The sequence below is a fragment of the Limnohabitans sp. 103DPR2 genome, assembly GCF_001412575.1.
In the GTDB taxonomy this organism is placed as follows: Bacteria; Pseudomonadota; Gammaproteobacteria; order Burkholderiales; family Burkholderiaceae_C; genus Limnohabitans_A.
Map to the genome: position 1 here is coordinate 475,595 of NZ_CP011834.1, position 12,935 is coordinate 488,529.

The following is a 12,935-nucleotide window of genomic DNA, read 5'->3' on the forward strand; positions in this document are numbered from 1 at the left end:
GGTGATCACATGTCTTCTCCACAAAGTCAGCATCCAGCCGGCAGCACGGCCTTCAACATGGACCATCAGTGGTTGCCCTTCACGGCCAATCGCCATTTCAAGCAAGAACCGCGCATTTTTGTGGCGGCCGAGGGCATGCACTTCACCACCCACGATGGCCGCCAGGTGGTCGATGGCATTTCCAGTTTGTGGTGCGTGGGCGCCGGTCACAACCGCAGACCCATTGCCGAGGCCATCAAGAAGCAACTTGACACCCTGGACTACGCCACCGCCTTCCAAATCAGCAACGACCAGGCCTTTGAAGCGGCCCAAATGATTGCCGACTTGTGCCCTGGTGACTTGAACAAAGTGCTGTTTTGCAATTCAGGCTCAGAGGCTGCTGACACCGCTTTGAAAGTGGCCTTGGCCTATCACCGTGCCCGTGGCGAAGGCCATCGCAACGTGTTCATTGGCCGCGAAAAGGGCTATCACGGCGTCAACTTTGGCGGCATGAGCGTGGGGGGCTTGCCCGCCAACCGCAAAGTCTATGGCGCGCAGTTGTTGCCCCGCGTGGACCACATGCGTTTCATCCATGACCCGGTTAACCACGCCTACATTCACAATGAAGAGCCTGTGTGGCAAGAAGATCCCTTGCTGGAATTGGAAGGCCGCATCTTGGCCCTGCACGATCCCAGCAACGTGGCGGCCATCATTGTGGAACCCGTGGCCGGGTCGGCGGGTTGGTACCTGCCACCCAAGGGCTACCTCAAGCGCCTGCGTGAAATTTGCGACAAGCACGGCATCTTGCTGATTTTTGACGAAGTGATCACGGGCTTTGGCCGCATGGGAACCAACTTTGGTGCCGACTACTACGGCGTGGTACCCGACATGCTCAACTTCGCCAAATGCGTCACCAACGGTGTCATTCCTTTGGGCGGCGTGGTGTGCCGTGACTTCATTTACGACGCCATGATGAATTCCGGCGCGCCCGATTACGCCATCGAGTTTTTCCACGGCTACACCTACTCAGGTCACCCTGTGTCGTGTGCTGCGGCCATTGCCACATTGAAATTGCTGAAAGAAGAAAACCTGTTTGCACGTGCGGGCCAAATGGGTCCCGTGTTGGGCGATGCCATGCACAGCGCTTTCAAAGGCTTGCCCAATGTCATTGGCATTCGCAGCTTGGGCTTGGCCGGCGCAGTGGAGTTGGCTTCCATTCCGGGTGCCCCAGGCAAACGCGCTTATGACATCTTCTTGGATTGTTTCCACAAAGGGGTCTTGGTTCGATCTGCTGGCGAGAACCTGGTGCTTTGCCCGCCCTACATTGTGGAAAAAGAGCACATCGACAAGATGGTCAACACCTTGGCTGACAGCATTCGCCAACATGCTTGAGGGCTTGAAGGAACGCACAACACCCGCTGGTTGTTGGGGGTGAGTGTTTCTTGCGCCCCTTAGCTTACTTTTCCCAAATAGCCCTGACCCTGCTGGTTGCAGTGGCCTCAGCGCTGCTGTGTGTTTGGTTGCGCACGCCCATTCCTTGGATGTTGGGGCCCTTGTTGGGCGTGGCTGCTTTTTCCATTGCTGGAACGCCCATGCGCAGTTCTGGCTATTTGCGCAATGTGGGCCAGTGGGTCATTGGTGCGGCTTTGGGTTTGTACTTCACTGCTGAAGTGGGGCAACTGGTGGTGGGTTTGTGGTGGGCCATTGTGCTGGGCATCCTGTGGGCCTTGGCCATGGGGTACGGCTTTGGTTTGTGGTTGCAACATCGAAGTGCCGCAGATTTGCCCGAGTTGTCTGCCCGCGATTTGCGCGCCACCACCTATTTTGCAGGCGCCATTGGCGGTGCCTCTGAGATGGCCTTGTTGGCCGATCGCAACCGCGCCAGGACCGACTTGGTCGCTGCTTCGCACAGCTTGCGTTTGGTCTTGGTGGTGGTCTGTTTGCCATTTGGCATGCAGTGGTTTCAGTCGCACTGGGGTTTGCATGTCAACAGCAGTTTGTTGCCCGGACCGCGTTTGCTCCAATGGCCCGGTATCTTTTATTTAGCCCTGGCCACTGGTGCTGGGGCTTTGCTGATGCAGGCACTCAAACGCAACAACCCTTGGTTCATGGGGCCCTTGCTTGTGGCCATGGGCCTCACGCTGAATGGCGTTCAGTGGACCGCCGTGTCGTCTGAAATGTCCAACATGGCACAGCTCTTCATTGGCATCAGTTTGGGTGTTCGCTTCAAGCGAGAGTTTGTGCGCACGGCACCCAAATGGTTGTTGTCAGTGGCCATCGGCACGCTGGGCATGATTTTCGCGTCTGTGGTGTTTGGCTGGGCCTTGGCATGGGGCACAGGTTTGCATCCAGCCACCCTGATCTTGGGAACCTCGCCTGGCGGCATTGCCGAAATGGCCATCACGGCCAAGGTGCTGGAGTTGGGCGCACCGGTGGTGACCGCTTTTCAGGTGTGCCGTTTGATTGCCGTGTTGTTGATCGTGGCGCCGCTGTACAAGTGGGTGGCAGTGCCAGAGCAAACCGAGCGGACTGATTGAACGCAGTGAGCTGAAGCCAAGTGCTGAATCAGTGAACCACCACAGGCTGTTGGGCCAAGCCTGTGTATTTTTCCAAAGTGTCTTCGACTTCTTCTTGGGTGGGCGTGTTTTGTTGCCAAGCCTGAATGTGCATCTGGAACATCTCTGCCCAAGAGCCATCCAAGTAGACTTCTTTGCCCGAACGTTTGTCGACAATTTCAAAGCCGTGTCGCTCAAGCACAGGGGCTTTGGGCGTTGTGCTTTCTTCACCTGTGTCGTTGGCCAACACATGCATGACGGCAAAAGATTCGGATTCGTACAACAAGTTCATGGTGACATTCTGTCTTAAGTCGGTCCCAAATAGATAGGGGCATTGAAATTATTTTCAAGCCCTGTTGCGTGACTTAATCGGGCAGAGCGGCCAGGGCTTCTGAGCTGCGCATTTCCATGTCAATGAAATTGCCAGAGGTTTGTGTGATTTTGATGCGCGCAGGCAAACCGCCTTTGGCTTTGGCCAGCCACATCTCTATTTGACTGTCGAATTTGCCGCGGGGCAAACACACCCAGCGCTGGGTTTCCAGTCGGTCGCCGTTGACGTCGATGAACTCATCGGCTTTGTAGGTGAGGGTCCAATTGACGGCGTCTCGTGCCGTGGCTGTTTGAACGTTCAATTCGGCACCGGGTGCAAAGCTTTGCGCCGACACAGTGGCCGCCATTTGAATAAACAAGCTCACTTGGTCTTGGGCCCCAGGCAGCAAAGGGGCGCTGGGCAGATTGCCGCTGAAGCTGATCTTTTGGGTGTCGGTCTCAAAATGCGCTGCACGCTCGCCGCGCCAACTGTCTGAGTAGCGGGTAGGGGCCAAACCGTTTTCGGAGAGCTGGCCCACACTGCGCCAGACGCGACTGCCCACCAAAAAAGCTTTGACACGCAACTCTGCTTCGTAGGCTTTCGGCAAAGCCGTCCCCGCTTTGGCTTGCCATTTGAGTGAGCCCGATGCGTGATAGTTGAGGCCACGCTCTTGCCCTGTCAATTTGTAATTGATTTGCGTGTTGTCTGGAAAGTTGCCCACCTTGGCCACCAGTGCCGATGCGTTGGGCGATGCTGGTTTGATCGTTGGCTCAGCCAGGGTGACGGTGGGCGGCTCCGTGATGTCTTTGGGGGTGGCGATGCCGGTGGGCAATTCGGCTGGGTTGTCGGCTGGGTTGTCGGGTGGGTTGTCGGGTGGCGTGGGCAGTGCAGCCGATGCCACGGCTTGCATGCCTGCGTCTTGCGACTGTTGCGAATGCGGCATGGCCTCGCGTGCGGGCGCTCGCGGTACGGGGCGAGCGACTGGAGGCGCTGGCACGGCTGAGTCCAACTTGGGTTGGGCCATCTCAGTGCTGAGCACGCGTGTTTGCAAGGGCCCCAATTTTTGCGAATCAGGCTGCAAGTGCCACATGTTGGACCCTGATGAAACCAGCAAGACAAAGTGCAACGCAGCCACCCCAACACCCAAAGCCAGCAAATGCTGGCGCTTTGGCAGGGTGCTTGAAATGGCGACGGTCATGTCAAAGGGGCATGGGTAGCAGTTAGGGAAATGGAGGGGTTTCTTAAATTTTAGGGCCGTGCAGATTGGTTAAACTGAAGTGTGGCTTTGAATCCATTGCAAATGTTGCAAAGTGCTCCCAAACTGCCCTTGAAGCCAGCCCACTGAACATCAATTTCGAGACTCAACATGAAATTAGCGACATACAAAGACGGATCCCGTGACGGTCAACTGGTGGTGGTATCCCGCGACCTCAGCACAGCCCATTATGCGACGGGCATTGCCCAGCGCTTGCAGCAAGTCTTAGACGATTGGAATTTCCTAGCCCCCCAGCTGGAGGACCTTTATCAAACGCTCAATTCTGGGAAAGCGCGCCACGCGTTTCCCTTCGATCCCAAACAGTGCATGGCACCCCTTCCGCGCGCTTATCAGTGGGCCGACGGCTCTGCGTACTTGAATCACGTGGAATTGGTTCGTGCTTCTCGCAGCTCTGAAGTGCCGCAGAGTTTTTACAGTGACCCCCTCATGTACCAAGGTGGCAGCGATGATTTCATCGGCCCTTGCGATCCAGTGGTGTGCCGCGATGAAGCTTTTGGCATCGATTTCGAAGCCGAAATTGCCGTGATCACGGGCGACGTGCCCATGGGCGTCACGCCCGAAAACGCGTTGGATGGCATTCGCTTGGTCATGCTGGCCAACGACGTCAGCTTGCGCAACCTCATTCCCAACGAGTTGGCCAAAGGTTTTGGTTTCTTCCAAAGCAAACCTGCAACAGCCTTCAGCCCAGTGGCCGTGACCTTGGACGAGTTGGGTGATGCATGGGACCAGGGGCGCATCAACCTGACCATGCAATCCACTTGGAATGGTCGCAAAGTTGGCATGTGCGAAGCTGGCCCCGAAATGACTTTCCACTTTGGTCAATTGATTGCGCACATTGGCAAAACACGCAATGTGCGAGCGGGCTCCATTGTGGGCAGCGGCACGGTCAGCAACAAAAGCGTCGATGTCAATGGCAAGCCTGAGTGGGCCAAAGGTTACAGCTGTATCGCTGAAAAGCGCGCCATCGAAACCATATTAGATGGCAAGCCCAGCACCGAGTTCATGAAATTTGGCGACACCATTCGCATCGAGATGAAAGGTGCCGATGGTCAAAGCGTGTTTGGCGCCATTGACCAGCAAATTACGCCGCTCACGCCTTGAGTTGCAAAGAACGACAGTCCTTGCTCAAAGGGTTTTGAGCAAGGCTTTCAAACCTTGGATGAACATCTCAATCGAGATGGCCACCAAGATCAAACCCATCAGGCGCTCAAATGCACTGACCACGCTGTCGCCAACCAAACGTTGCAAGCGTTCAGCCAGCAACAAGACCACCGCACACACCAGCATGGTGACACTCAGGGCACCAACCCATTCAAGTCTTCTATCCGGCGCTTGACTGACCAGCAACAGCACAGTGGCCAAGGCAGAAGGTCCTGCCAAAGCTGGAATGGCCAGTGGCACGATGAGTGGCTCGCGCGTGGGCAAGCTGTTGACGCGATCAGTGGGTGGAAAGATCATTCGCAGGGCAATCAAAAACAGCACCACTGCGCCTGCAATTTGCAGGGACACATCACTCAGGTTCATGGCCTTCAGAAAGGACTGACCCACAAACATGAAGGCGAGCAAGATGCAAAAAGCGATGAACACTTCGCGCACAATGACGCGCGCCCGCCTCTCTGGCGGCACTGCCTTGAGGCTGTTCACAAACACAGGAATATTGCCAAGAGGATCGGTGATCAGCAGCAACAAAATGGTGGCCGAAGCAAAAGTGTGGGTCATCGTCTACTCACAAGAACAATGACCCAAGCATAGCAGTGCGCAGCCGAGGCGGCGATAAGCGACAGGTGACTTAGATCTGTGTTGGATCTGCCGCCATGGCGTCAAACTTTTTAAAGTACTGGCGTGCCATGGCCACCAACTGCGCATCCGTGGGGTGGTCGCTGGCAATGCTGCCCACGACGATTTGGGACAGTGCAGCAGCGTGTTGCACGTACCAGTCTTTGAACTGTTGACGCGTGAGGCCAGGGCCGGTGAGCAAGACCTCGTGGCAGTCTTTGACAGCCTTGGCGATGTTAGCAAAGTAGGCGCTCATGTCCGTTGATTTGCCTTGGTGTTTGTGTTGCGATTTGGAATGAATGCGCTGGGTCGTCGCATGGTCGCGGTCAAAAAATGCAATGTGGGCTTCTTGATGGTCAAGCCATACGACCGCGTGAAATGTAATCACAGATAACTCCTTGAAGTGAATGAATCAATGTAAAGCCGCATTAGGGCCTGCCAATTTTTCTGCGCCAGCTTGGCATTCAATGCAGCGCATGGCCGCAGGGAATGCCAGCAATCGTGTGATGGGGATTTCCACTTCACAGTCTTGACAAATTCCGTAGGTGCCTTTGGTGATGCGGCCGAGTGCATCTTCAATGGCCTCGAGCTCGGCTACATTGTGTTCTTGCATGGCAAAAGCCGTGTCACGTTCGGTCATGTTTTGTGCATGCGATTGTTCGGCCGCAGACAACTGGGCTGAAGCCGCTTCTGCGCGGCCACTCAAGCCGCCTCGCTCTTGCTTGATTTTTTCAAGCAACTGAACTTTTTGAGCCAGCAACAGCTGCCGAAGAGATTCTTTTTGAAGATCGTTTTTCATGACCATTTCCTAATGAAGGCAGGAGGCTTTGCGGTTTTGCGCCTGCTGACCACCTTGAGATCATCGTAGGCAGACTGAAGCGGGGTGGTATTGATGCACGTCATGAAAGCATTCAAGCTTGAATGACTTCCGAGGACAATACAGATGCTATAAATTGACACCCATTCATCAGGAGACCCTATGACGCAGGCCGTTGACTACAGCAGATACCAAACCCTTCGCATCACCCGCAGAGGTGTCAACGGTGGCGTGTTGGACATTCAAATGAAAGCCGACGGCCCAGGCGGCAATGGCAAATTGCCCACGGCTGGGCACGACGGACATTGGGAGTTGGCCGAAATTTGGCGCGATGTGTCGCGCGATGACACCGTGCGTGCAGCGGTGCTCCGCGGTGAAGGACTGGGCTTCTCGGGTGGCGGCGACTTAAAGTTGGTCGAAGACATGGCGCGTGATTTTGATGTTCGTAGTCGCGTCTGGAAAGAGGCACGCGATTTGGTCTACAACGTGATCAATTGTGACAAGCCCATTGTCAGTGCCATGCACGGCCCTGCGGTCGGCGCTGGTTTGGTAGCGGGCTTGTTGGCCGACATTTCAATTGCCACCAAGACGGCCAAAATTGTGGATGGCCACACGCGCTTGGGCGTGGCTGCAGGTGACCATGCGGCCATCATTTGGCCTTTGCTCTGTGGCATGGCCAAGGCCAAATACTATTTGTTGTTGTGCGAGCCGGTCAGTGGTGAAGAAGCCGAGCGCATGGGCTTGGTGTCGTTGGCAGTGGAAGAGGCAGAGTTGCTTTCCAAAGCCTACGAAGTGGCCGACAGATTGGCCTCAGGCAGTCAAACGGCCATTCGGTGGACCAAGTATGCTTTGAACAATTGGTTACGCCAAGCAGGTCCAACGTTCGACGCTTCATTGGCCTTGGAGTTCATGGGCTTTGCAGGACCCGATGTCCAAGAAGGGGTGGCCAGCTTGCGTGCTCGCCGCCCACCCAAGTATTAAGGTTCAGCTTCGAAGCCATGTTTCAGGGCTTGCTTGTCATGCGCGCCATGAAGAGCTCGTTGCTTGCTTTGCGATCAGCATGCACGCGTTGCATGCTGGGTCTTTCTGCCCACATCTTCATGTAGGCTTTGACGGGCAAGTCCGCCAAGAAGTCACGGCCATAGATGGTTTTGGTGGCGGCCGTGATCACTGGCAAGTGAACAGCAGCGGTGCAGTCGGCCAAGGTCATTTCTGCGCCGGCAATGAAAGGCTTGAACTGCGCCAAGGTGGCAAAGGCCGCCACGTTTTTCTCAAGCTGCGCACCAATTTTTTCTTTGGTGGCATCGCTGACCTTGCCGCCAAAGAAAGCCTCTGGATACAAATTGCGCGCAAGCAATTCCAAGTGCAAGTCCAAGAACGTCATCAACTCGCGCACTTTGGCAGCAGCAAAGGGGTCTTGGGGCATCAAGGGGTGGGCGGGATAGGCTTGCTCGATGTATTCCACCATCACAGTCGATTCGCACAGGTTGCCGTGTTCTGTTTTCAAATAAGGCACTTTGCCCAACGGACTGCCCAATGGGTCTGTTTCGCCCACCCAAACCAACTCTTCTTCAAAGGCCACGCCCTTTTCAAGCAGCGCCAATTTAACTTTGTTGTGATAGTTGCTGGCGCCAAAGCCGCAGAGTTTCAGCATGTCGTGTCTCCTCATTAGAAAGCGCAAGCTTATGCGCTGCGCTGACGATTTGGCGTCTCCAAGTTGACGCGATTTGGCGATGCGTTAAGCTTATACCCAAGACCTTTCTCTAGGAGCGACCCATGAGCGACCCATCTGCCTTCGGATTTGGAAAATTTGTACCTGGTTTTGATTTTTTACAAAACCTGGGGCAAGCGGCCAACCCTGGTGCGACAGGCTCGCCCCAAGGCATGCCCAACATGGCCAGTTGGGTCGCACCCACACTGAACATCGAAGAGTTGGACAAACGTATTCAAGAACTCAAAACAGTTCAGTTTTGGTTAGAGCAAAACACCAACGCACTCAAGGCCACCATTCAAGCCTTGGAAGTTCAAAAGATGACCTTGTCCACATTGCAAGGCATGAATGTCAACATGGCCGATTTGGCCAAGGCCTTCACTGCCAAAATGCCAGATCTGAATCCAGTCAAAGACACGGCAACAAGCCAAGCAGCAACAAGCGCCGCTGAAGGGGCGACAGAAGCTTCTGCAGAAGCCCCCGAAAAACCAGCGGTCGATCCCATGCAATGGTGGGGCTCGCTGACGCAGCAATTTCAAAACATCGCAGCGGCGGCTGTCAAGGACGTTGCGGCAAAGGCCATGAAAGATGCGCCTAAACCAGTGCGAAAGAAAACAGCCGCCAAAAAAGCACGCCCTTCTCGCGCTAAAAATGCGGGTGCTGCCGCACCATCAAGCGCCATCTAAGATCACCCACCTCATGAGTTTGTTTCCCTTTGGCCACGCCACGCATCCGCAGTGGCAAATGGCAGCTGGCCTGGTCATCGCGCAAGTGCGCGCGCAAATGACCTTGCCTGGCCACGCAAGCAAGCCCCGCCTGGGCCTGCTCTACATCACCGACCATTACGCCAACGAAGCGCAAGCCATCTTGGCGCACCTGCGGCACGAGTTGCCCATGGTCAAAGATTGGGCCGGTACCGTGGGGGTGGGTGTGGCGGCCAACAATGCAGAATATTTTGACGAGCCTGGCATGGCTTTGATGTTGTGCGATGTGCCCGCGGCGCATTACCGCGTGTTTTCTGGTGCACAAGCCTTGCCTGCCGATTTTGTGGCGCAGAGTGCGTTGGTCCATGCCGATCCGCAAACGCCCGACTTGGCTGAATTGATTGCCGAAATGGCGGGTCGTACCCAGTCTGGTTATTTGTTTGGGGGCCTCACAGCCAGTCGCAAACAAAATGTTCAATTTGCTTGGCAAGCGCCCTACGATGCCTCTTCAAATACTTTTCAAGAGACCTTCGATTCATCGCCCTCCCACGACTTGAGCAACGGCGTTTTGACTGGTGGACTCAGTGGCGTCGCCTGGTCGCCCGATGTGCAAATCTTGTCGCGCGTGACGCAGGGCTGCGCACCGCTTGGCAAAGAACGCGAAATCACAGAAGCCCAAGGCAATGTGATTTACCAACTCGATGGTCTGCCTGCACTTGATGTGTTGCTGGAAGATTTGCAAGTGTCTTTGAGCGATCCGCAAAAAGCATTGCCTGCAGTGCGCGCAACCTTGGTGGGCCTCACCTCAGCGGGGCAACGCGCCATTGGCAGAACGGGCAGTTTGGGTGCGGATGTGCGCGTTCGCCACATCATTGGCCTCGACCCCGCACGCAAAGGCATTGCCATTGCTGAGCATGTGGAAGCGGGCGAACGTTTGGCGTTTTGCCAAATGAGTTTGCAAGCGGCCAAGGCCGATCTGCGCAGAATTTGCGCAGAGATCAGAGAAGAGCTAGAGCCTGAAACTTTGAGCATGGAAACAGCACACGCTTTGGCGGCCAGTAAGGCCGAAGCAGCGCCACATCCTGCACGGCGCATTGCTGGTGCGGTGTATGTCAGTTGTTCAGGTCGCGGGGGTCCGCACTTTGGCGGCGATAGTGCCGAGTTGCAATGGGTGCGTCACGCATTGGGCGACGTGCCCTTGGTGGGCTTCTTTGCAAGCGGTGAAATTGCCCATCACCATCTGTATGGCTACACCGGTGTGTTAACTGTTTTCACCACACCGGCTGAAGCCACTTAAACGCAGTTTTTGTAGCAGCCTCAAACACCGCGAGCGCGGTTTTGTTTGAATTGCGTTTGGAAAGCCGCAAAGCTGTCTGTTTCCAATGCAGCACGCACTTCCTTCATGAGGTTCAAGTAGTAGTGCAAGTTGTGAATGGTGGTCAACATGGGGCCGAGCATTTCACCGCAGCGATCCAGGTGATGCAAATACGCACGGCTGAAGCCTTCGCGGCCACCCTCGTCCCACGACACGCCAGAGCTGCCGGCGCAAGCATGGCATGTGCAGGTGGTGTCCAGCGGTTGATGATCTGTTTTGTGACGCGCGTTGCGCAATTTCAAATCGCCAAAGCGCGTGAACACAGTGCCATTGCGGGCATTGCGCGTGGGCATCACACAGTCAAACATGTCAACGCCTTGCGCCACGCCTTCCACCAAATCTTCGGGCGTGCCAACGCCCATCAAGTAGCGTGGCTTGTGTGCCGGCAAACGGTGCGGCGTGTGCGCCATGATTTGCAGCATTTGTTCTTTGGGCTCGCCCACACTCACGCCGCCAATGGCATAGCCCGGAAAATTCATGTCGACCAGATGATCGAGTGACTCTTGGCGCAAGTTTTCAAACATGCCGCCTTGCACAATGCCAAACAAAGCATTGGGATTTTCCAATCGCTTGAATTCGTCTTGGCTGCGCTTGGCCCAACGCAAACTCATCTCCATCGACTTACGCGCCTCGGCTTCTGTGGTGAGGTGACCTTTGGTTTCGTAAGGCGTGCACTCGTCCAATTGCATCACGATGTCCGAGTTCAACACCGTTTGAATTTGCATGCTGACCTCAGGGGACATGAACAATTTGTCACCATTCACAGGCGATGAAAAGTGCACACCTTCTTCGGTGATTTTGCGCATCTCGCCCAAGGACCAAACTTGAAAGCCACCCGAGTCAGTCAGGATCGGCTTCTGCCATTTTTCAAAACCGTGCAAGCCACCAAAACTTGCCATGATGTCGAGGCCCGGGCGCATCCACAAATGAAAAGTGTTGCCCAAAATGATTTGCGCACCCATCTCTTCAAGGCTGCGCGGCATCACACCCTTCACAGTGCCGTAGGTGCCCACGGGCATGAAGATGGGGGTTTGCACCACGCCATGGTTCAGGGTCAATTGACCGCGGCGCGCGTGGCTGTGCGGGTCGGTTTTGAGAAGTTCAAATTGAAGCATGCTTCATTCTAAGTAAGTGTTGTCAAAGATGGCGCAAATTGCGCACTAGGCGCGCACCTGAGGATCGATCAAGCGGCGCGCGTGAGCAGCATGGCATCGCCATAACTGAAAAAACGGTAGCGTTGTTCAATGGCATGGGCATAAAGTGCCATCACACGGTCGTAACCGGCGAGGGCGCTGACCAACATCATCAAGGTGCTTTTGGGCAAATGAAAATTGGTGATGAGACAGTCCACCCATTGAAACTCAAAACCTGGGGTGATGAAGATTTGCGTGTCGCCTTGGGCTTGACCGGATTTGGCCCAAGACTCCAAGGTGCGCACGGAGGTGGTGCCCACGGCCCACACCTTGCCGCCCCGTGCGCGGCAGTCGTGCAAAGCTTGTTGGGTGCTTTCTGGCACGTCATACCATTCGCTGTGCATCGTGTGTTCCGCGATGTTTTCAGTTTTGACCGGCTGAAATGTGCCTGCGCCGACGTGCAAAGTGACGCTGGCCGTTTGCACGCCCATGGTTTTCAGTTGCACTAACAAGGCATCGTCAAAGTGCAAGGCTGCCGTAGGTGCTGCAACGGCACCAGGGTTGCGAGCAAACACGGTTTGATAGCGACGTTCGTCTTCTGCAATGTCCGCTTCGCTGCCGCTGCCATCGTAGGGCCGCTCGATGTAGGGCGGCAGTGGCACGTGGCCGTATTGGGCCATCAACGAATGCGGTTCATCGCTCAGTGAAAAACAAAACAGCGCGCCCTTTTCGTCGGGCCAGCGACCCGTCAGCGTAGCGGTGAACCCCGGGGCTCCCGACTTGGCATCTCGGCCCATGTACAGAACACCGCCAAGTGGCGGCTTTTTGCTGACCTTCATGTGCGCCACCACTTGGTGACCCGGCAGCACCCGTTCAATCAAAAGCTCCACTTTGCCGCCTGTGGACTTTTCACCAAAGATGCGGGCTTTGATCACCTGGGTGTCGTTGAACACCAGCAAGTCGCCTGGCTGCATCAGGCTGGGCAAGTCTTTGAAGATGCGGTTGGCGGGCTGAATACCACGCCCGTCCAACAATTTGGAGTGGCTTCGCTCGGCAACAGGGTGCTGGGCAATGAGGTCTGGGGGGAGGTGAAAATCAAAATCGCTCAAACTGAACTGGCGCTGGGCGTCGTTTGAAGCGGTCAAAGGCAAAGAAGCGGTCATGTGCTTGAGGGCCGGACAGGCCCGTTCCAAGTAAAAAAATAGATTGTCCCACGACTCAAAGAGGTAGATACTGAAACCCTAGCCCCTTGGGGATGGGGTCAATGTGCCATGAATGTAAATAACATTCAAGAAAGTA

General features: G+C 55.3%; 14 protein-coding genes. 6 read left to right on the forward strand and 8 right to left on the reverse strand.

Annotated features, from left to right (window positions below; genetic code table 11):
* Positions 1-9: 9 nt before the first annotated feature.
* Complete coding sequence (locus L103DPR2_RS02225) at positions 10-1,371, forward strand: aspartate aminotransferase family protein (protein ID WP_055359558.1); 1,362 nt, start codon at positions 10-12, stop codon at positions 1,369-1,371.
* A gap of 50 nt (positions 1,372-1,421) precedes the next feature.
* Positions 1,422-2,516 (forward strand): AbrB family transcriptional regulator, encoded by a 1,095-nt coding sequence (locus L103DPR2_RS02230; RefSeq protein WP_055359559.1) that lies wholly within the window; start codon positions 1,422-1,424, stop codon positions 2,514-2,516.
* 28 nt (positions 2,517-2,544) lie between these two features.
* Here the strand turns inward: L103DPR2_RS02230 and L103DPR2_RS02235 are convergent, their stop codons facing one another.
* Both L103DPR2_RS02235 and L103DPR2_RS02240 read right to left on the reverse strand, forming a co-directional pair.
* Positions 2,545-2,826: a BTH_I0359 family protein gene (locus L103DPR2_RS02235; RefSeq protein ID WP_055359560.1), complete on the reverse strand. Its 282-nt coding sequence runs from the start codon at positions 2,824-2,826 to the stop codon at positions 2,545-2,547.
* Between the two features lie 73 nt (positions 2,827-2,899).
* The gene (locus L103DPR2_RS02240) at positions 2,900-4,042 is read right to left on the reverse strand and encodes a DUF3108 domain-containing protein (RefSeq protein WP_055359561.1); all 1,143 of its coding nucleotides are present in this window, start codon (positions 4,040-4,042) and stop codon (positions 2,900-2,902) included.
* Positions 4,043-4,210: 168 nt separating this feature from the next.
* Between L103DPR2_RS02240 and L103DPR2_RS02245 the strand changes: the two genes are divergently transcribed.
* Positions 4,211-5,221 (forward strand): fumarylacetoacetate hydrolase family protein, encoded by a 1,011-nt coding sequence (locus L103DPR2_RS02245; protein ID WP_055359562.1) that lies wholly within the window; start codon positions 4,211-4,213, stop codon positions 5,219-5,221.
* Between the two features lie 24 nt (positions 5,222-5,245).
* Here L103DPR2_RS02245 and L103DPR2_RS02250 read toward each other — a convergent pair whose 3' ends face one another.
* The 3 genes from L103DPR2_RS02250 to L103DPR2_RS02260 form a co-directional block, all read right to left on the reverse strand.
* Positions 5,246-5,839 (reverse strand): MarC family protein, encoded by a 594-nt coding sequence (locus L103DPR2_RS02250; RefSeq protein WP_055359563.1) that lies wholly within the window; start codon positions 5,837-5,839, stop codon positions 5,246-5,248.
* A 70-nt stretch (positions 5,840-5,909) separates the two neighbouring features.
* A complete protein-coding gene (locus tag L103DPR2_RS02255; protein ID WP_055359564.1) occupies positions 5,910-6,284 on the reverse strand; it encodes a hypothetical protein in 375 nt (124 codons plus the stop codon).
* A gap of 24 nt (positions 6,285-6,308) precedes the next feature.
* The gene (locus L103DPR2_RS02260; RefSeq protein WP_055361794.1) at positions 6,309-6,695 is read right to left on the reverse strand and encodes a TraR/DksA family transcriptional regulator; all 387 of its coding nucleotides are present in this window, start codon (positions 6,693-6,695) and stop codon (positions 6,309-6,311) included.
* A gap of 180 nt (positions 6,696-6,875) precedes the next feature.
* Here L103DPR2_RS02260 and L103DPR2_RS02265 point away from each other — a divergent pair, with 180 nt between their 5' ends.
* Positions 6,876-7,694, forward strand: coding sequence for an enoyl-CoA hydratase/isomerase family protein (locus L103DPR2_RS02265; protein WP_055359565.1), 819 nt, complete (start codon positions 6,876-6,878; stop codon positions 7,692-7,694).
* 22 nt (positions 7,695-7,716) lie between these two features.
* Here L103DPR2_RS02265 and L103DPR2_RS02270 read toward each other — a convergent pair whose 3' ends face one another.
* Positions 7,717-8,367, reverse strand: a complete 651-nt coding sequence (locus tag L103DPR2_RS02270) for a glutathione S-transferase family protein (protein WP_055359566.1) — start codon at positions 8,365-8,367, stop codon at positions 7,717-7,719.
* A 122-nt stretch (positions 8,368-8,489) separates the two neighbouring features.
* Between L103DPR2_RS02270 and L103DPR2_RS02275 the strand changes: the two genes are divergently transcribed.
* On the forward strand, positions 8,490-9,110 hold the full coding sequence (locus L103DPR2_RS02275) for a PhaM family polyhydroxyalkanoate granule multifunctional regulatory protein (protein WP_055359567.1): 621 nt from the start codon (positions 8,490-8,492) through the stop codon (positions 9,108-9,110).
* A gap of 13 nt (positions 9,111-9,123) precedes the next feature.
* The gene (locus tag L103DPR2_RS02280) at positions 9,124-10,425 is read left to right on the forward strand and encodes an FIST signal transduction protein (RefSeq protein WP_055361795.1); all 1,302 of its coding nucleotides are present in this window, start codon (positions 9,124-9,126) and stop codon (positions 10,423-10,425) included.
* A gap of 20 nt (positions 10,426-10,445) precedes the next feature.
* Here the strand turns inward: L103DPR2_RS02280 and tgt are convergent, their stop codons facing one another.
* Positions 10,446-11,618 carry a tRNA guanosine(34) transglycosylase Tgt gene (tgt, locus tag L103DPR2_RS02285; RefSeq protein ID WP_055359568.1) on the reverse strand — a complete coding sequence of 391 codons (1,173 nt, stop codon included), beginning with the start codon at positions 11,616-11,618 and terminating at the stop codon, positions 10,446-10,448.
* Between the two features lie 68 nt (positions 11,619-11,686).
* A complete protein-coding gene (gene queA, locus L103DPR2_RS02290) occupies positions 11,687-12,799 on the reverse strand; it encodes a tRNA preQ1(34) S-adenosylmethionine ribosyltransferase-isomerase QueA (RefSeq protein ID WP_055359569.1) in 1,113 nt (370 codons plus the stop codon).
* Positions 12,800-12,935 lie beyond the last annotated feature (136 nt).